This window comes from Roseobacter phycocola (assembly GCF_042055075.2).
Classification (GTDB): domain Bacteria; phylum Pseudomonadota; class Alphaproteobacteria; order Rhodobacterales; family Rhodobacteraceae; genus Roseobacter.
Genome location: NZ_CP194010.1, coordinates 2,692,050 through 2,709,589 on the forward strand (window position 1 = coordinate 2,692,050; position 17,540 = coordinate 2,709,589).

A 17,540-nucleotide genomic window follows, 5' to 3' on the forward strand; every position below is an offset into this window, starting at 1 on the left:
GTTTACCGAAGCTCTCCACCGGTCAGCCTGTCTGCAGCAGAATCTGCTTCCAGACCGCTGTCTCATCATAGATCACATATTCCCGCCGCAGTCCCCACGGACCCAATTCCGCGTGACAGATGCCCATCAGATAGATGTCCGTCCCGGTAGGGGCCCCAAATGTGCCCCAGCCGCTGTGCTTACCCGACAGCGACCAGCGCAGGGCGGCACGGGGCGGCATAAGCGGATCGTCGCGCCCGATCTGATGATCAATCCGGAATACGGCGTCCGGGAACGAGGCGCGCAGGCCCATCCAGAACTGATCGACCGCCGGATGGCTGTGCGCGCTGATACCGCCCGGGTATTCCGCATGCACCGCACGGTCATACTCTGTGGGGATAGCAGCCATATCCGCGCCCATGATCCGCGTCAGGATGTCGGCGTATTTCTGGCCCCATTCGTTGTCGTTGCCACGCCCCTTGTACGGCCCGGGCTGGTCGATTGCCGGGCTGAACGGCTTGACGCAGTTGTCAGGTCCACCCTCTTTTTCAATGAGGTCAGCGGCGTATTGTTTGGGGTCCACACCCAGCTGTCGGACAATAGCGCCCTGATCGCGGATCAGCCATTCATCGTTGATCTGGTTGTCGATCGCGTGACAGTCCGCAAGGATGCGGTAAACCAGAGGTTTGCCCGTCGCTTTGCCATAAACACCGTCCCGCATATGGGTTGCCGTGCTGAGCAGGCGGTGCGAGGACAGCATGCCTTCCTCGGGCGTTCCGGACCAGATCACATCCTCGCCCAGCAGCGTGCGGTCCGGGAATTCCGCCAGTGTCGCCATCGTGGCACCGATGACATTCTGATTGCCCACTACGACAGACGCCGGTGTGCGCACCACGATATCATCTGAGTAGTACCGGTGCAGCGTCGAGATCCCTCGGTCCTCCCAGATCTCTTTGGTTATGCCCAGGATGTAGTCGGGAAAATCCCTGAATTTCGGATCGAAACCTTGCACAGTCTTATTCCTTCGGTTTGCGGGCGGAGCCGCGGACAATTAGGGGCCCGTCAAGGGCAACACGCCGGGGTGAGGTGTCGGCATCGGCAAGCCGGTCCATCAGCACGCTGACCGTCTCGGCCACCATACGGTTGGCTGGCTGGCGCACGGTTGTCAGGTCGTAGCTGGGCCAGCAGGCAAGTGCCACGTCGTCATATCCCACCACGGACACATCCTGTGGAACCGACAGGCCCAGTTCAAAACGCAGAACGTCCATCACCGCAAAAGCCATATGGTCGTTGGCCACGAACACAGCGTCCGGACGGTCAGGCGCTGTGAACATCCCGCGCGCCACCGATCTGGCCTTTTCGAAATTGAAGTCAGCGGCCTTCCGGTCAAAGAGCGACTGTCCCGCCGACCGGAGGCCATCAATGAACCCGGCTTCGCGGTCGATCTGGGTCGAGGCACCTTCCCAGCCGGCGATATGCGCGATGCGGCTGTGCCCCCCCGCGACAAGAAACTCAGCCAGTTTGCGTCCCCCTTCGACATTGTCGGAGGTCACGCTGGACAGACGGTCATCATACTGGTGCCTGTTAAAGAGCACGATGGGGATGCCCAGGCCCTCGCAGCGTTCGGTCAGATCGTTGGACAAACCAACCGAGGCCGCGATGATGGCATCAACCTGGTAGTCCAGCAGCTCGTCGATAACCGTCTGAGTCGCCTCGTGGTCGTTGGAGGCCATGAAAACGAGAACATGATACCCTTTGGCCTGGAGCGCCTTGGACAGACGTTCAATCGCTTCGGGGTAAAACTGGTTTTCCAGGTAGGCAACGACCAGCCCGATGATCCGGCTGCGCCCCGTGATCAGCGAACGCGCGATGACATTGGGCCGGTAGCCAAGCTGCGCCGCAGCCTTGCGCACTTTTTCCGCGGTACGCTTGCTGACGGAAGCGCCGGGCGTGAAAACACGGCTGACCGCAGAGCGGCTGACCCCTGCCCTTTCGGCCACTTCCAGAGAAGTCACCTTACCCATGGCACACCCCGTACGGGACCGTATGCACCCGCGTCCGCATCAACCCGCAGTCCAGCCGCCATCGATCAGCATCGACGTACCGGTAATCATCGCAGAGGCATCCGAGGCCAGAAAAACTGCTGCGCCCATGATGTCCTCAACCTCGCCCACGCGGGGCAGTTTGATCTTTTCCATGATCCAGGCCAGCCGCTCGGGGTTGGAGAATGTCCCTTCCGTCAGGGGCGTGCGGATAAAGGTCGGGCAGATCGTGTTGATCCGCACACCGGCCTTGCCCCATTCAATGGCCATCGCTTTGACCATCCCCTCAAGCGCATGTTTCGAGGCACAGTAAACCGCGCGGTCAATGCCGCCCACATGGCCCATCTGGCTTGAAATATGAATGATTGACCCATTCCGCCCGGTCCGGATCAGCGCATCTGCCGCGCGGGCCGACAGGAAATAGGCGCTGCGCAGGTTGATGTTCATGACCGCATCAAAATCCTCCGGCGTCGTCTGCGTCGCAGGGCTGTGCCGGGCCAGGCCCGCGGAATTGATCACCACGTCAAAGGGGGTATCAAAAGCGGCCCCGACAGCATCAAGGTCCGTCTGATCCAGCGTCATCGCCTCTGCAGACAGGCCCGCGGCAGATATTGCGCTGACTGCGTCCTTCAGCGGGCCAGCGCGGCGCGCGGCACAGACCACATGCGCGCCTGCTTCGGCAAGCGCCACAGCACATCCCAGCCCGATTCCGGACGACGCCCCGGTCACCAGTGCCCGCCTGCCGGTCAGATCAAAACGGGGGGGCTCGGGCAGTCCGGTCACAGTGCCACTCCTGTCTCCGGATCAAATCCGGCACGCACTTTGTTGAATTCACGCATCCGCGCCAGCACATCCACGCCAATCTGATCATACATATGCAGCAGATCCACCATAACCCAGTTTTCCCGGATCAGCTCCCCTTCGAGCCGCCAGAAATCCAGGCTGCGCATCGCGACCTTCTTGCCCGGTGGCGCGATGCCAAGCCATCCGCCTTCAGTGATCGACTGGTACATGTTCGGCCAGCCGGTCACGGCGGCATAATTCCCATCGCCAAAGAAGTGATACTCAATTTCGTCCAGGTATTGTCCACGGTCCGGCATGGCGTTCAGGAACGGTATCTGATGCCAGTTCCGAAAACCGCTGATCCCCCGCCCCGTCCCGATGCCCGACGGGCCATACCAGGTCATCTTCGGATGCCAGAAGCGCTCCATCTCCATGACTTCCGGCCCACCCTGACAGGGGTGCCGTTTCATATGGTTGAGCATGTCGATGATGCGCGCGCAGGTACGGCGCCCCGCCTCTTCGCCGTCCGGCCCCTGGCTCAGCCCGTCACAGGTCGCAGGCCCCGGCACATGCCACTCCCGCCCGAGCGATGGCGACATAGGCCAGGCGCCCGCCTGCATCATCACCTCCGGGATATCCCACAACGCCTGCATCTCCACGATGCGACCATCCTGGATACGGTAGAATTCGTGAAAGCGCAGGTGCACCATATGGCCGGTGGGCGGAATATCCAGCCAGGGTGCCGCGAACGTGCCGCAATAATAGCCACCGCAGCCGATCCAGTCGGCCCCTTCGGGCGTTGCCCCCGAAATGACGATGAAATCACGCCGCTCCAGATCCGGCAGCGCCTTTGCCAGCGGCATCACGGCACCTTCCATCCAGGCATCTGTCCCGGTGATGGTTTCAAACGGGAACGCGAGGCGAAAGACCACATCAGGCGCACAGGCCTGTTTCAGCGCCGCGCGCAGTTTCTGCGCGTCGAAATCATACATCGCGGCCCGGACCGGGGCGATAAGATCTTTCTGGGATGCGTGATGGTCGCTCATGCGCGCACCTGTTCCTTCATTCTGTCAAAGAGATCGACGCCCATCTGCGCAAAGAGATGCACCATGTCGACGAAGACCCAGTTTTCGGTGAACCGGTCCCCGGAGCGCAGCCAGAAATCCAGCCCCGATACTTCAATCGGACTGCCGGTGGCAGCGTGACCCAGATAGGGACCGCCATGCGTGCCAATAACCCCCATGGGGCCGGAGGCCGCCAGCAGACGATCCTCCGCAAAAAGGCTCTCCAGATGCATCACCTTGCGGTCCGGAAACGCCCGGAGCCATGGCTGCTGATGCAGTTGTTCGAACTCGCCCAGCGACAGGCAGGCCCCGATACCACCGGGGCCGTACCATTTCACATTGGGGTGGAAGAAACCCGCCATGCCCATGCTGGACAGATCCTGCTCGTCAAAGCTGTTCAGCCCGCCAAAAATGAACCGCCGCCCGAAATCGAGCGTTTCTGCTGTTTCGGACACATCCTGTTCACCCACGAGAACGCCGTCATAAGCCGTGGGCGCGGGATAGACATGTGCCGCCCCACGCGGCGGAGGCAGAACGGACAGACCGATCTGGTCGAACCAGTCGACAAAGTCCCAGATGGTCTGGGCATGCACGATCCGTCCGGCATCATCAAAACGCAGAAAGTCGCCCCAGCGGATCCGCAGTGTCCTGTCTGTGGCCGGTATCCCGAATGCAGAGCCGGTTGCCCGACCTGTGTAGTATCCGGTGCCTGCAACCCACCAGCTGCCATCATCTGCGCCGCTTTCATGTGCCGAGGATTGGCCGCCCATGAAGAGGTGCGTCTGCCGCTTCAGACCAGGGATCGCCCGGCGCAGCGGCGCAAACAGACGCTCGACAATGTCTGCGCCCGATGCACAAATCCCGACCGGTTCCGGTCCCTGCCAGTGCGTGACGTCTGACAACAGGGACAGCGCCTGCGCCGGATCATTGTCCAGTGCCTGCCAGAGCCTCAGCGCCGTCTCTTTGTTTCGCTGGTTGTCCTGCACCCTTTGGCTACTCCGCCGCTTCCTTTGCAGGTGCACCTTCGCCATAGGGAACGTTCTGACCGCCATAGCGCCGGACCCGCAGATTGCACTGTTCAGCATGACCAACAAACCCTTCGAGCATGCAAAGGCGCGAGCCATAGGCCCCGATCTCTGCTGCGGCCTCATCCGTGGTCACTTTCTGATAGCTGTGGGTTTTCAGGAACTTTCCGACCCACAGACCTCCGGTATAACGCCCGGCCTTTTTGGTGGGCAGAGTGTGGTTTGTGCCGATCACCTTGTCGCCATTGGCCACGTTCGTGCGCGGGCCAAGGAACAGCGCACCATAGCAGGTCATGTTCTCGAGGAACCAGTCGTCGCGTTCGGTCATCACCTGGACGTGCTCGGAGGCGACATCATCCGCGACCTGCAGCATCTCGTCCCAGGTGTCGCAGAGGATCACCTCGCCGTATTCCTCCCAGCTCACGCGCGCGGTGTCTGCCGTTGGCAGGATGGTCAGAATGCGTTCGATCTCTGCGAGCGTTTCATCGGCCAGTTTGCGCGAATTGGTCAGCAGCACCGCGGGTGAGTTATACCCGTGCTCCGCCTGCCCCAGCAGGTCCGTTGCACACATCTCTGCGTCTACAGTTTCATCAGCGATGACCATCGTCTCTGTCGGACCGGCGAAAAGGTCGATGCCGACACGGCCAAAGAGTTGACGCTTGGCTTCGGCCACAAAGGCATTGCCCGGCCCAACCAGCATGTGCACCGGTTCAATCGTCTCGGTGCCGATCGCCATGGCGCCAACTGCCTGAATGCCCCCCATTACGTAAATCTCATGCGCGCCGCCCAGGTGCATTGCGGCGATCACAGCCGGGTTGGGCTTCCCCTTGAAAGGCGGTGTACAGGCGATGATCCGAGGAACACCCGCAACGCTGGCCGTGGCCACCGACATATGCGCTGAAGCCACCATCGGAAATTTGCCGCCCGGCACGTAGCAGCCAACGGACTGCACCGGGATATTCTTGTGACCCAGAATAACGCCGGGCATCGTTTCGACCTCGATGTCGAGCATGCTGTCCCGCTGCGCCTGGGCAAAATTACGGACCTGCGCCTGAGCGAATTCGATATCATGCAGTTCCTGCGGGCTGAGCTGCGCAATCAGCGCGTCGATCTCCGCCTGGCTCAGGCGAAACGAAGAGGGCGAGTATTTGTCAAACTTCTCGCTCAGCTCGCGCACAGCCACATCACCGCGCGCCTCAATATCTGCGAGCGTGCTTTCCACCGCGGCGCGTGTTTTCGCGTCATCATCCGCCCGTTCGGCATCGGATTTTCCGCGTTTCAGGTACTCAATCGCCATTTTTCTTGCTCCTCACTGATCGGGGCGCGGCGCTGTCTTTTCGCCGCGATCAAAGGCTTCCCAGCCTTCGCCACCAAAAACATCATGACCCAGCTGGGCCAGCACATGCGGGAAATCCACCATCACCCAGTTATCGGTGATCTTTCCCTCCTCAACTTTCCAGAAATCCATATACCGGATCTCGACCCGCCTGCCGGTTGGTGCCACCCCCATGAACGTGCCGGAATGGGTTGCTTCCTGCCGCCCGAAGGCTGCCGCCCATTCGCCCATATAAAGCCGCGCCTCATCGACACAGACCTTGTCCGAGAATGCTGCCTGAAACGGACGCTGCCAGTTGTCCTGAAACTCGCGCAGGCCGTTTTTTGTCCCGCAGCCCTGGTTGCCCATCCAGCGGAAGCTTTCCGCGAAAAAGGCACCGATATCATCAATGCGGTGATCATTGAGCCCATCCACCATGCCTTCGATCACGGCGCGGGTCTCGTCTGTTTTGCTCATGTCCGTGTCTTTGCTCAGCACGGCCTGTTCTGGTCTGGAGCCCTTCATCCGGACCCTCCTTTCTTCATCATTGTGGAAACGCGTGGATCAGGCGCGCGCCACGTTGATGAAATCCCGGGGCATCCGGTTCAGCGCCGGGTGGCGCTGCATCAGCCCTGATCTGGCGTTCCTGCTCATCAGCCCTTAACCGCCCCTGCTGTCAGACCGCTCACGATCTGGCGCTGGAACACCATAACCAGCAGGAAGAGAGGTGCTGTGATGGACACCGCAGCCGCCACAGCCTCGACCTGGTCGGTCGTTGTGGTTTCGCGGTTGAAATAGCCCGCGATGGCTGGAACCATCGTCTGGTTCTGCGCGTCAAGCAGCAGCGACGTCACGAGGAAGTCGTTGTAGCCCAGAAGGAAGCTGAAGAGGCCCGTTGTGATCACCCCCGGCCACATCACCGGCATGATCACGCGGCGGAACGCCTGAAAATGGCTGCAGCCATCGACACGCGCGGCCTCGTCCAGTTCAGCCGGGATGTTCTGGAAGAAGCTGCGCAGCATCCAGATCGTGAAAGGCTGGTTGATCGCCACGAGCACGGCAATGACGGCCCACGGCTGCCCGTAAAGCGTGGGCGCCCCCTCTCCCAAAATGGGTCGCAGAATTTCCGAGGAATTGATGAAAACCGGCAGGTAACCGGCAACGAGCACCGAGTGCGGCAGCGCGCGGAAAACAAGCGCCAGGATCAGCAGCCAGAACGCCAGGTCAGACCCGGAGCGCGCGAGGCCATAGCCCGCAAGAGTGCCCACCGTCAGTGAAATGGTCACAACGCCTGCGGTAACCAGCATCGAGTTCAGGAAGTTCCGGTAGAATTCATTCTCGGCCCAGACAGCAACATAGTGCTCAGTCGTGAGACCCAGAACCGGCGCACCCAAAGGCCCAAGCAGGCTGTTCAAGGGACCCAGAAGCAGCGGCATAATGCCAAAGAATACCAGAACGAAAGCAACGGCATAAAGCACCGCCCCGAAAACCCAGCCCAGCGCGATATAAGCCGGTGGGCAGAACTGGCGCACCAGTCCGGGCAGCCGGGTAAAGGCCCAGCGGATTGAGAAATAAAGCACGACCAGCCCGAGCACGACGTCGATGACTGACAGACCGTTGCCCGCGGCGCGCGTTGCCGGGCCTGTGATCACGTCCCACGGGCTGTCCGCGAATGCGTCCACAGGCGATTTGAAGCTCATCACCGCGATCCAGAAGATCGGGAAGGCCGCAAGCAGACACCAGAACGCCAGGAACGCACCGGACGACAGACGCAGTGCAAACGACTGCTGCATGGCTTTGGGGGTAGACATCAGTGAGCGCTCCCTTTGTGGTCGCGCCATGTGCGGCGCAGCGGCAGGATCAGCAGGACGACAATCCCGATCATTGTCAGCATCGCGGATGCCGAGGCCCGCGAGATCGCCCGGTTGCCTGCGTCATCCGGGGTCATGAAGTCGTAAGTCAGCCACTGCAGCGAGATCACATGGGCCTGGCTGCGGAACCCGACAATCACCTCAAAAGCACGGTACGTGTCCATCAGGTGGATCAGCGCGATGAAAATGATCAGCGGCATCAGGTGCGGGATGATCACATGGCGCAAACGTTCCCACCGGCTGGCCCCGTCGATCACCGCAGATTCAAGCGTGTCCATGTTCACGGTCTGCAGCCCCGCGTAGAAGATTACGAAAGCAAAAGGCGCGACGTGCCAGACCTGATAGAAATACATCAGCATCTCAATCGTCCAGGCCTGGGCGAACATAGAGATGTTTGTCCCGGTCCAGCGCTCCAGCATGGCCGTGAGAATGCCGTCTCCGACAAACAGCCAGTAAATGGAAAGGGACCCGATCACCGGTGTGATAATAAACGGCAGCAGCGACACAAAGATCACCGGCCCGCGGATGGATCGTGTCGCGTTGTTCACCGCCAGAGCCACAGCAAGCCCCACCCCGACAACCAGCGGCAGGGTCAGGAGCGTAAAGGTCAGCGTGAAACGCAGCGCTTTCCAGAAATCGATCTGCATGATGTCATTCCAGCTGCCGTTGCCCACGGCCTCCCAGAATTTGTCCATCTGCAGAACGTTCTGGTAGCTTTGCAAACCCACCCATTCGGTCTCTGTGATGGTCTTGCCGTTCTCATCCAGAACCGGCACCGACTTGATTTCCGTTGTACAGGTCTGTGTCAGGAAGCCCGGCGTACAGGTTTCCACCTCAACCTGTTCCAGGATCGGCTGCGTGACCTGAAAACTCTGGATAAAGACGCTCACCAGCGGTGCGGCAATGAACAGGAGCATCATGAAGACCGACGGGCCAACAAAGGCTGCAAATGTCTTGAACTTCATGGGTTTACTCCCTGCGCCGGGTTGGTTTGCAATGCGTCCGGATGGTTTTGCAAAACAGCGCCGGATGCGGCTTTGCAAAATCCCCGGTGGGGCGCTGGCCGGACGTATCCGGCCAGCGATCTTTGTTACTTCAGCACGCCGGCTTCTTTTGCTGACGTGGTGTAGGCTTCTTCGATTGCGACAAGTGTAGCCGCTGCGTCACGCTCGCCAGTCAGGAAAGAGGGCAGCTCATTGCCCAGCGCTGTGTGCAGCAGACCCATCTGCGTGGTGGAAGGATATGCTGGCGGTGCCGGGTTTGCGGTCGCCGTTTCGATGGCACCCTTGGCGATGTCCGTCGGCTGATAGCCATTGACCAGCCAGATTGCCGCGTCGTTTGCACCTGTCACCATCTCTTTGTCGAGACCTTCCATCGCCAGACGGAATGCCGCATCGGCTTCTTCATCAGAGATGTTTTTGGCGATCACGATACCGTCCCACCAAAGCGTGGTAGCCGGTGCACCGTCCGCGGTTGCCTTGGGTGCTGCGGCCATTGCAACCTTGCCCACGACTTCGCTTTCAGCTTCATCGTTCATCGCACCCGCGCGGCTCGCCCAGAGGTTCGCCATAGCAATTTTACCCTGCTGGAACTGCTGCTGAACATATGTGGAATCGCTGACCAGTACTTCCGGATCGGTGTAGTCCAGGGCCTGCTTCATTGTCGCAAGTGCCGCAAGACCGGCGTCCGAATTCACCGCAGTTGTGTTGTCGTCATTAAAGAAGGTACCGCCGTGGCCGGGGTACATGTTGACGAATTCCTGCGCCAGATTCCAGCCGGACTTCATCGTGGCGCCCAGTGGGTAATCCACAACGCCCGCTTCCTTGATTTTTGCAGCCGCCGCGTAAACCTCATCCCATGTGGTCGGGGTCGCGATGCCCAGATCCGCCAGGATGTCTGAGCGGTACATCAGGTGCTGCGTGTTCACCATCATCGCCACAGCCATGATCTGGCCGTTGATGCGGATCAGCTGGTTGGGGCTGAGGTTCTGGCCGTATTTCTCAACCAGATCGTCCAGCGGACGGATCGTGCCGGCATTGAGCAGCGGCGTAATGGTGCCGTTAGACACACCACCGATCTGATAAAGGGACGGGTTCGCCTCAAAGGCGGCCGGTTGCTTCTTGCGGAACTCCTGGTCGAGTTCCGCCTGGAAGTTACCGCACTCTGACATCGCGTCCGTGACAGCTTTCCACGCTTCAAAGCCAGCGGACAGCGACTTGAGCGGCACGTCATTTTCATATGAGCAGGCTGCGAATGCAGCGCTCCCCATGAGCGAGACCGCGCCCGCCAGTGCAATTCTTTTCAAAAACATATGCAAACTCCCTGTTGCGTTTACGCGGGTGCATCTTGCAAGGCTGCACCCTTTTTTGGCCCCCTGCCGGGGACGTGATCCTGTCAGGACGCGCCGATCCGCATCCCGCTGTCCCTGTCGAACAGGTGACAGATGGCGACCGGCACGGAGAAGGAAATCATGTCCCCGATCTCTGCCCGGAATTCCTTGTGTGCTTTAACGGATACAAGCTGCCCTCCCGCGCGAACGGTCAGCATCGTCGCATCCCCCAGCAGCTCAATTGTGTAGACCGGCGCGTTGATCTGACCGGTTCCGGTCTCGGCCAGCGTGGCGTCCTCTGCCCGGAAGCCCAGCGTCACGGGGCCATCCGGCGCTGACAGACCGCTGATCTCGACATTAACGCCGGTAAAGGTCCCGCCCGAGATCTCGCCATCCATCAGGTTCATGGCCGGGCTGCCGATAAAGCTGGCAACAAATGTGTTCGCCGGATTGTCGTAAATTTCGGTCGGAGTACCGACCTGCTGGACCTTGCCCTGTTTCATGACGACGACACGATCGGCCAGCGTCATGGCTTCGATCTGGTCGTGCGTCACATAAACGGTTGTGACCTTCAGCTCGTGACTGAGGTTTTTGATCTGGGCGCGTGTCGACACACGGAGCTTGGCATCAAGGTTTGAAAGCGGCTCGTCCATAAGAAAGACGTTCGGCTCGCGTACAATCGCGCGGGCCAGTGCCACACGCTGACGCTGACCGCCGGACAGCTCGGCCGGTTTGCGGTGCAGGAAATCGTCCAGCTCAACCATCGCAGACGCGCGGCGCACACGCTCATCGTGCTCGCCATCCGGCACTTTGCGCACCTTCAGGGGGAAGCGGATATTCTCATAGACATTCATGTTCGGGTAGAGGCCATAGGACTGGAAAACCATGGCCACGTCGCGGTCTTTGGGGTCCAGGTCATTGACGACGCGCCCATCGATGACAATCTCGCCATCGGTTGCATCCTCAAGGCCCGCAATCATACGCATCGTCGTGGTTTTTCCGCAGCCTGACGGCCCCAGCAGCACCAGAAATTCCTGATCAGCAATTGTCAGGTCGAAATTGTCGACCCCGACAAAGTTGCCCCAGCGTTTGTTTACATTGCGCAGTTGAATTTCGGCCATGGTGCCCCCCACTGACACAGCCCGCACAATCCGGGCGTTGCTTAACGCTAGTCAGCACGGTTAACACTTGGCAAGGATTTTTTGCAAACGTGTGCAAAATTCCTGCCTGAGGGTCGCGGAACGCCCGATCTGCAACCAGTACGGGTACCGCCCGCGTCAGATTGATGAAAAAGATCAGAGGGTCAGGAAAATCTGGCGTTTCGTGTGCTCAGGGGCCCTGAACAAATGGTACTTTTTGCATGCATGGTCATCTGACAGACCAAAAAATGACGACCCGGTCCTGAGGGCGGTTATACGCCGGAGCATCGATGCAAATCACAGGTGCTGGAACGAATAACGCGCACCCTGACTGGCAGGATGCGCGCGAATCATGCGGCTGTGGCCCGCGTCAGAAGAACGCCTGGATACCGGTCTGCGCACGACCCAGGATCAGCGCATGAACATCGTGCGTGCCCTCATAGGTATTCACCGTTTCCAGGTTCATCATGTGCCGTATCACCTGGAACTCACCGGAGATGCCGTTCCCGCCGTGCATGTCGCGGGACTGACGTGCAATCTCCAGCGCTTTGCCGCAGTTGTTCCGCTTGACGATGCTGATCATTTCCGGCGCGGCGTTGGCTGCATCCAGCAGACGACCCACCTGCAATGAGGCCTGAAGACCGAGCGAAATCTCTGTCATCATGTCTGCCAGCTTTTTCTGGAACAGCTGTGTGCCGGCAAGCGGCTTGCCGAACTGATGGCGATCCAGACCGTACTGACGTGCGGCATGCCAGCAGAATTCTGCCGCCCCCATCGAGCCCCAGCTGATACCATATCGCGCCCGGTTCAGACATCCGAACGGGCCCTTCAGCCCCTGCACATTCGGCAGCAGCGCATCCTCGCCAACCTCGACGCCGTCCATGACGACTTCTCCGGTCACCGACGTGCGGAGCGACAGCTTGTTGCCAACCTTTGGCGCACTCAGGCCATCCATCCCCTTTTCAAGGATGAAGCCACGTATACGGCCACCATGCTCTTCTGACTTGGCCCAGATCACAAACACATCGGCGATCGGGGCATTTGAAATCCACATCTTGGAACCTGTCAGGCGATATCCGTTTGCGGTTTTTTCCGCACGCGTCTTCATACCCGCAGGGTCAGAACCAGCATCCGGCTCTGTCAGGCCGAAACAGCCGATCCACTCGCCAGCGCAGAGTTTCGGCAGATATTTTTTCCGCTGGGCCTCCGACCCGTATGCGTAAATCGGATAGATAACGAGGCTGGACTGCACCGACATCATCGAGCGGTATCCGGAGTCCACGCGTTCCACTTCCCGCGCCACAAGCCCGTAGGAAACATAGGAGCCGCCGAGGCCGCCATATTCCTCCGGACAGGTCACCCCCAGCAGCCCCATATCACCCATTTCGCGGAAGATACCCGGCTCCACCGTTTCGTCCGCAAAAGCTTCCACGACCCGTGGCTGCAGTTTTTCCTGCGCGTAGGCGGCGGCACTGTCGCGGATCATGCGCTCATCCTCACTGAGCTGGTCAGACAGCCGGAACGGGTCAGACCAGTCAAAGGACCCCAGATCGGGAGCATCCTTGGCTTTCAGGACAGGCGCTTCAGCATTCATGACTTTCCCTTTCAGATGACGGAACAAATGTGTGGTTCGGCAGCATTATTGCAAATGCCGCGCGGAATGACTAACGAAGCTTTGTTTCCTCAGATATGAGAAAAAGTCATATGATTGCGCCCCGCCGTTTTCTGCCGTCCGTCTCCGCCCTGCTGTGTTTTGAAGCGGTTGCGCGGCTTGGCAGCGCCACCCTGGCAGCCGCAGAACTTTCACTGACGCAAAGCGCAGTCAGCCGTCAGCTGCGCACGCTGGAAGAACAGCTGGAGGTTTCTCTGCTGATCCGCAAAGGTCGCGGCCTGACGCTAACGCCTGCCGGCACCGCATATGTCACCGAAGTGCGCAACGTTCTGATGAACCTTGCACGGGCTTCCGTCGCGGCGCGGACAGACAGTGCCGGCGGCGCGCTCAATCTGTCGATCCTGCCGGCATTCGGAATGCACTGGCTGGCACCACGTTTGCAGGACTTCGCGAAACTGCATCCGGAAGTCACCGTAAATCTCGCAACCAGACTGGCGCCATTCGATTTCCGCACAAGCACCTTTGATGCTGCAATCCATTTCGGGCGCGAGGACTGGCCCGGTGCGGACTTCCTGCCGCTCATGCCTGAGATGGTTGTGCCCGTCTGTGCGCCGGACCTCTTCGGTGGCACCGTGCCCGACCCGGCCGCTCTTCTGACCTGTGATCTGCTGCACCTTGATACCCGGCCACGCGGCTGGGCCAGATGGTTCCGCGCCGTTGGCGTCGAAGCCGAACCAGCCCCGGGCATGATGTTTGATCAGTTCTCAACCATGGCGCAGGCAGCCATTCATGGCTTGGGCGTGGCGCTTCTGCCAACGTTCTTTGCGCAGCCCTATCTGGACGGCGGACAGCTGACCCTGGCCTCTGAGCGCACGACGGAAAGCATTGGCAGTTACTATCTGGTCTGGCCATCAGACCGTGCCGAAGAACCGGCGCTTGCAGCATTCCGGTCATGGCTGGCAGGTCAGGTCGAAACCGCCACCCCTGTCGGGACCTCCTTCCCTCATAGCTAGAAAAACACTTTATTTATAACATTGTAGCCGCATCGGAAACACTCTGTGCGCAGCCCAAATGCCGCTACCGGGACATTGCTGCGGCCCATTTCAGTCTCAATTCAAATTTATCTCAATCTTCATCTGCTGATTGGGTGGGGCCGGTCTGAGGAAGTTGTTTTGCGAGTTTGTTCTGTTTCGTTTGTTACCATGTTCTTTCTCGGACTGGCCCCATTCAGCATTGCCGCGCAGGAAGCGCGAGAGCACGTTATATTCATCCTTGCCACATCCTATTTCCCGGATGTGACCGAGGTGCGCGAAGGAGATACCGTCCGCTTTGTCAATGTCAGCGGCAGCACTCACAGTGTCCGGCATCAGGATGGTCTATGGGAAACGCTGGAAATCGGCGAAGGTCAGGAACTGATCATGTCAGTGTCCGGGGAAATGGCCGGCGGATTCCAGGACAGCACAGGTCGTTTTTCCGGCGGCCTGCTGCGTGCGGGCGACGAAAACAACGGGAACTGAACGCCGTCAGTCGCCTGGCTCCCATGGTTCAATAAGCTCAGGGCCGGACGCCCGGTTTGAATTAACCACGCGGTCAACACGGTACTGGACAAGATCATCGTCCGGCGCGGCCTTCATCAGAACCGCGGCACCGTGGCCCTCCTCGCCCAGCCAGAGCCCGTAATCCTCAGGCTTCAGGAGGACAGGCATCCGGTGATGAATTTCAGCCATACGGCCGGTCGCCGCCGTTGTGACAATCGCGCAGGTGCGCAGCGTCTCTCCGTCCGGACCGTTCCAGTCCTGCCAGACAGCGGCCATGACCATAGGGTCCCCTGTCGAAGGGCGGATAAACCAGGGATCCCGCGCGCCTTCCGGGGTCTTTGTCCATTCATAAAATCCATCTGCCACAATAAGTGCCCGTCTGTGCCGCGCCGCATCGCGAAAAGCCGGCTTTTCCGCTATCGTCTCGGACCTGGCATTGATGAGAAGCGGCCCGCCTGACGGTTTTTTGTACCAGTGCGGCAGAAAACCCCAGCGCATCGTCACCAGCCGCCGCGGTGCGTCCGCGCCGCCGACAACCACGTGGATCCCGGTGGTTGGACATACGTTGTAGTTGGGCACATCCGGCAGATCATTGTCCGGCTGCGCACTGAAAAGCTGCGCCATCGCATCCTGCGGCAGCGTTACGGCAAAACGTCCACACATTCCGTCACAGTAATCACAGGCTCATTCCGGCACCATAAGCGGGCCAAAAAAAATGCGCCCGCGGTGCCGCGGGCGCATCATTTTTTCCGAATAGTCTGAATTTACTTAGCAGTAATCCGACCGTCTGTGTACGGCGTGTAGGGAGCGTTCGCCTGGATGAAATCAGCCGTTACATCCGCAAGGTCCGGCCCGAAGTCATAGGCATTCTGCGCGTCACGGAACATTTTGTACCCGTCGCCGCCATTGCGGACGTAGTTGTTCGACACCACACCATAAAGCTTGCCGGGATCGATCGGCGCGCCACCGACCATAACATCACTCACGCGGCTGCCGGCAGGTTTGGAAATGTCAAAGGCATAGCTCATGCCTGCGACCTGAGGGAAGCGGCCGGCACCATCCTCGATCTGGCTCACACCATTCTCGAGCGCGGCAACGATCGTCGCACCGTCAACCTGGAACGTGCTGAGCGTGTTCTGGAACGGCAGAACTGTCAGAACTTCGCCCATCGTCACCTCACCGGCGTCAATGCTGGCACGGATACCGCCGCCGTTCTGGATTGCGATTTCGATGCCCTGATCTTTTACACGGTCCAGCATCGCGTCGGCGATCAGATTGCCCATTGTGCATTCTTCGGCCCGGCAGACGTCACGCGCGCCGACGATTTCCTCAGCCGCCTGTGCGACGACCTTCTGCTTCAGCTCTTCAATGGGTGCCCCCATTTCCGCAATCCGCGCCGCGAAGCCCGCATCAGGGGTAACGGATACATCCAGCACCATCGGATCACCGGACGCCGCAGTCACATTGCCCGCGTCGTCAAATGTCACGGTCAGGTGGCCGAGGTATTTGGTGTAGGCATAAGCCTGCGCGACGGGTGTGCCATTCACCATCTCGGGGTACGCCGGCGTGTCCGCGTCATCATTCGACATCAGCGTATGACTGTGCCCGCCGATCACGACATCTACGCCGGGGACGGCAGCAGCAATAGCCGCGTCTTTTCTGTAGCCGACATGGTTCAGCGCGATAATGATATCGACACCTTCGGCCTCAAGGGCTGCGACATCTGCTGTCAGCGCTTCAATTTCATCCTGGAAAACGACGCCATCACCCGGGCTGGATGTCTCGACCGTGTCGGTCGCCAGCGCCGAGACGATCCCGATACGCTTGCCACCCACTTCGAGCACAACATGATTGCCGACTTTTCCGTCGAGCAGCGGCTCACCGGACAAATCGAGGTTGCCGGAAATCACCGGAAAGGACACGACATCGACGAAATCGGCCAGCCCCGCGGGGCCATCATCAAACTCGTGGTTGCCCACAGCCATCGCGTCATAGCCGATCTTTTCCATAAACTCGGCCTCGGCCGCGCCCTTATACGTGCTGTAGAAGAGCGACCCCTGGAACGGGTCACCGGCATCAAGGACGACAACGTTTTCATCGCTCAGGCTCGCCCGTTTCTCGTCGATGGCCGTCTTGACGCGCGCGATGCCGCCAAAGCACTTGCCTTCGGCCTCGCCGTCCGCGTTGCAGGTTGAATCGTATTTGTTGATCGACTCAATCCGGCTGTGCATGTCGTTGGTGTGCAGAATGTGCAGCGTATACTCTGCCGACGCCATGCCGGAGGTCAGTGCGAGTGCCGCAGTTGCGGTCAGGAATCGTTTCATAAAATTTCCCCTCAGAAGACTTCCCGGGCATGGTGACCCGGCTGTTTCCGGGTGTCAAAGCCTGACTTGCAAATTACCGCCTGTCGCAGCGTCAAAGCGCGCAGGGCAGGCACTTGACCCGGCATCGGGCACAGGGCAAGAGCACCTCATGATCATATACAAGATTTTCCGCGCGCCCGAATGGGCAGAGCTGCGTGCAGCAGGCGAAACCACCGGCGCACCGATTGATGTCGCCGATGGCTACGTGCATTTTTCAACGGCTGACCAGGCGGCGGAAACCGCCGCAAAACATTTTGCCGGAGAAGACGATCTGATGCTTCTCGGAGTGGAGACAGACCGGCTTGGGGAAGCGCTGAAATGGGAACCGTCGCGTGGCGGTCAGCTGTTCCCTCACCTCTACAAAGCGCTGCGGCTTGAGGACGTTGCCTGGGCGCAACCATTGCCGTTTGCGAACGGCAGCCATGTTTTCCCGGCCGGTCTGGGGATCGGGGACGCATGAGAACCGGTCAGGCAGGTATC

The 17,540-nt window shown here is 59.7% G+C and carries 17 protein-coding genes; 3 read left to right on the forward strand and 14 right to left on the reverse strand.

The genetic code is table 11. From position 1 onward, the window contains the following. Positions 1 to 22: 22 nt before the first annotated feature. From AB4K19_RS13200 to AB4K19_RS13255, 12 genes are all read right to left on the reverse strand, one after another. Positions 23 to 991, reverse strand: a complete 969-nt coding sequence (locus AB4K19_RS13200) for a nuclear transport factor 2 family protein (RefSeq protein WP_375228797.1) — start codon at positions 989 to 991, stop codon at positions 23 to 25. Between the two features lie 4 nt (positions 992 to 995). Beyond that, a complete protein-coding gene (locus tag AB4K19_RS13205; RefSeq protein WP_436397917.1) occupies positions 996 to 2,003 on the reverse strand; it encodes a LacI family DNA-binding transcriptional regulator in 1,008 nt (335 codons plus the stop codon). A 39-nt stretch (positions 2,004 to 2,042) separates the two neighbouring features. Continuing rightward, positions 2,043 to 2,804 carry an SDR family NAD(P)-dependent oxidoreductase gene (locus tag AB4K19_RS13210; RefSeq protein ID WP_436397918.1) on the reverse strand — a complete coding sequence of 254 codons (762 nt, stop codon included), beginning with the start codon at positions 2,802 to 2,804 and terminating at the stop codon, positions 2,043 to 2,045. Then, on the reverse strand, positions 2,801 to 3,850 hold the full coding sequence (locus AB4K19_RS13215) for an ester cyclase (RefSeq protein WP_375228799.1): 1,050 nt from the start codon (positions 3,848 to 3,850) through the stop codon (positions 2,801 to 2,803). Before AB4K19_RS13215 ends, AB4K19_RS13210 begins: the two co-directional genes overlap by 4 nt. Continuing rightward, a complete protein-coding gene (locus AB4K19_RS13220; RefSeq protein ID WP_375228800.1) occupies positions 3,847 to 4,854 on the reverse strand; it encodes an ester cyclase in 1,008 nt (335 codons plus the stop codon). Before AB4K19_RS13220 ends, AB4K19_RS13215 begins: the two co-directional genes overlap by 4 nt. Before the next feature lie 7 nt (positions 4,855 to 4,861). Then, positions 4,862 to 6,190, reverse strand: a complete 1,329-nt coding sequence (gene hisD / locus AB4K19_RS13225; protein WP_436397919.1) for a histidinol dehydrogenase — start codon at positions 6,188 to 6,190, stop codon at positions 4,862 to 4,864. A 12-nt stretch (positions 6,191 to 6,202) separates the two neighbouring features. Next, on the reverse strand, positions 6,203 to 6,733 hold the full coding sequence (locus tag AB4K19_RS13230; RefSeq protein WP_375228801.1) for an ester cyclase: 531 nt from the start codon (positions 6,731 to 6,733) through the stop codon (positions 6,203 to 6,205). A gap of 128 nt (positions 6,734 to 6,861) precedes the next feature. Next, entirely contained in the window at positions 6,862 to 8,019 is a 1,158-nt protein-coding gene (locus AB4K19_RS13235; RefSeq protein ID WP_436397921.1) for a carbohydrate ABC transporter permease, read from the reverse strand. Further along, a complete protein-coding gene (locus AB4K19_RS13240; RefSeq protein WP_375228803.1) occupies positions 8,019 to 9,044 on the reverse strand; it encodes a carbohydrate ABC transporter permease in 1,026 nt (341 codons plus the stop codon). The genes AB4K19_RS13235 and AB4K19_RS13240 overlap by 1 nt, the downstream gene beginning before the upstream one ends. A 125-nt stretch (positions 9,045 to 9,169) precedes the next feature. Continuing rightward, the gene (locus AB4K19_RS13245) at positions 9,170 to 10,390 is read right to left on the reverse strand and encodes an ABC transporter substrate-binding protein (protein WP_436397925.1); all 1,221 of its coding nucleotides are present in this window, start codon (positions 10,388 to 10,390) and stop codon (positions 9,170 to 9,172) included. Positions 10,391 to 10,473: 83 nt separating this feature from the next. Continuing rightward, on the reverse strand, positions 10,474 to 11,529 hold the full coding sequence (locus AB4K19_RS13250; RefSeq protein WP_375228805.1) for an ABC transporter ATP-binding protein: 1,056 nt from the start codon (positions 11,527 to 11,529) through the stop codon (positions 10,474 to 10,476). A gap of 388 nt (positions 11,530 to 11,917) precedes the next feature. Continuing rightward, entirely contained in the window at positions 11,918 to 13,141 is a 1,224-nt protein-coding gene (locus AB4K19_RS13255; protein ID WP_375228806.1) for an acyl-CoA dehydrogenase, read from the reverse strand. A 110-nt stretch (positions 13,142 to 13,251) separates the two neighbouring features. Between AB4K19_RS13255 and AB4K19_RS13260 the strand changes: the two genes are divergently transcribed. Beyond that, the gene (locus tag AB4K19_RS13260) at positions 13,252 to 14,172 is read left to right on the forward strand and encodes a LysR substrate-binding domain-containing protein (RefSeq protein ID WP_375228807.1); all 921 of its coding nucleotides are present in this window, start codon (positions 13,252 to 13,254) and stop codon (positions 14,170 to 14,172) included. Positions 14,173 to 14,361: 189 nt separating this feature from the next. Continuing rightward, positions 14,362 to 14,676 carry a cupredoxin domain-containing protein gene (locus AB4K19_RS13265; RefSeq protein WP_436397928.1) on the forward strand — a complete coding sequence of 105 codons (315 nt, stop codon included), beginning with the start codon at positions 14,362 to 14,364 and terminating at the stop codon, positions 14,674 to 14,676. 6 nt (positions 14,677 to 14,682) lie between these two features. On the opposite strand, the gene AB4K19_RS13270 is transcribed toward AB4K19_RS13265, so the two are convergent. Further along, positions 14,683 to 15,360: an SOS response-associated peptidase gene (locus AB4K19_RS13270; protein WP_375228809.1), complete on the reverse strand. Its 678-nt coding sequence runs from the start codon at positions 15,358 to 15,360 to the stop codon at positions 14,683 to 14,685. 101 nt (positions 15,361 to 15,461) lie between these two features. After that, positions 15,462 to 17,021: a bifunctional metallophosphatase/5'-nucleotidase gene (locus AB4K19_RS13275; RefSeq protein WP_375228810.1), complete on the reverse strand. Its 1,560-nt coding sequence runs from the start codon at positions 17,019 to 17,021 to the stop codon at positions 15,462 to 15,464. Between the two features lie 148 nt (positions 17,022 to 17,169). Between AB4K19_RS13275 and AB4K19_RS13280 the strand changes: the two genes are divergently transcribed. Beyond that, positions 17,170 to 17,520 (forward strand): DUF952 domain-containing protein, encoded by a 351-nt coding sequence (locus AB4K19_RS13280; RefSeq protein ID WP_375228811.1) that lies wholly within the window; start codon positions 17,170 to 17,172, stop codon positions 17,518 to 17,520. Positions 17,521 to 17,540: the final 20 nt, after the last annotated feature.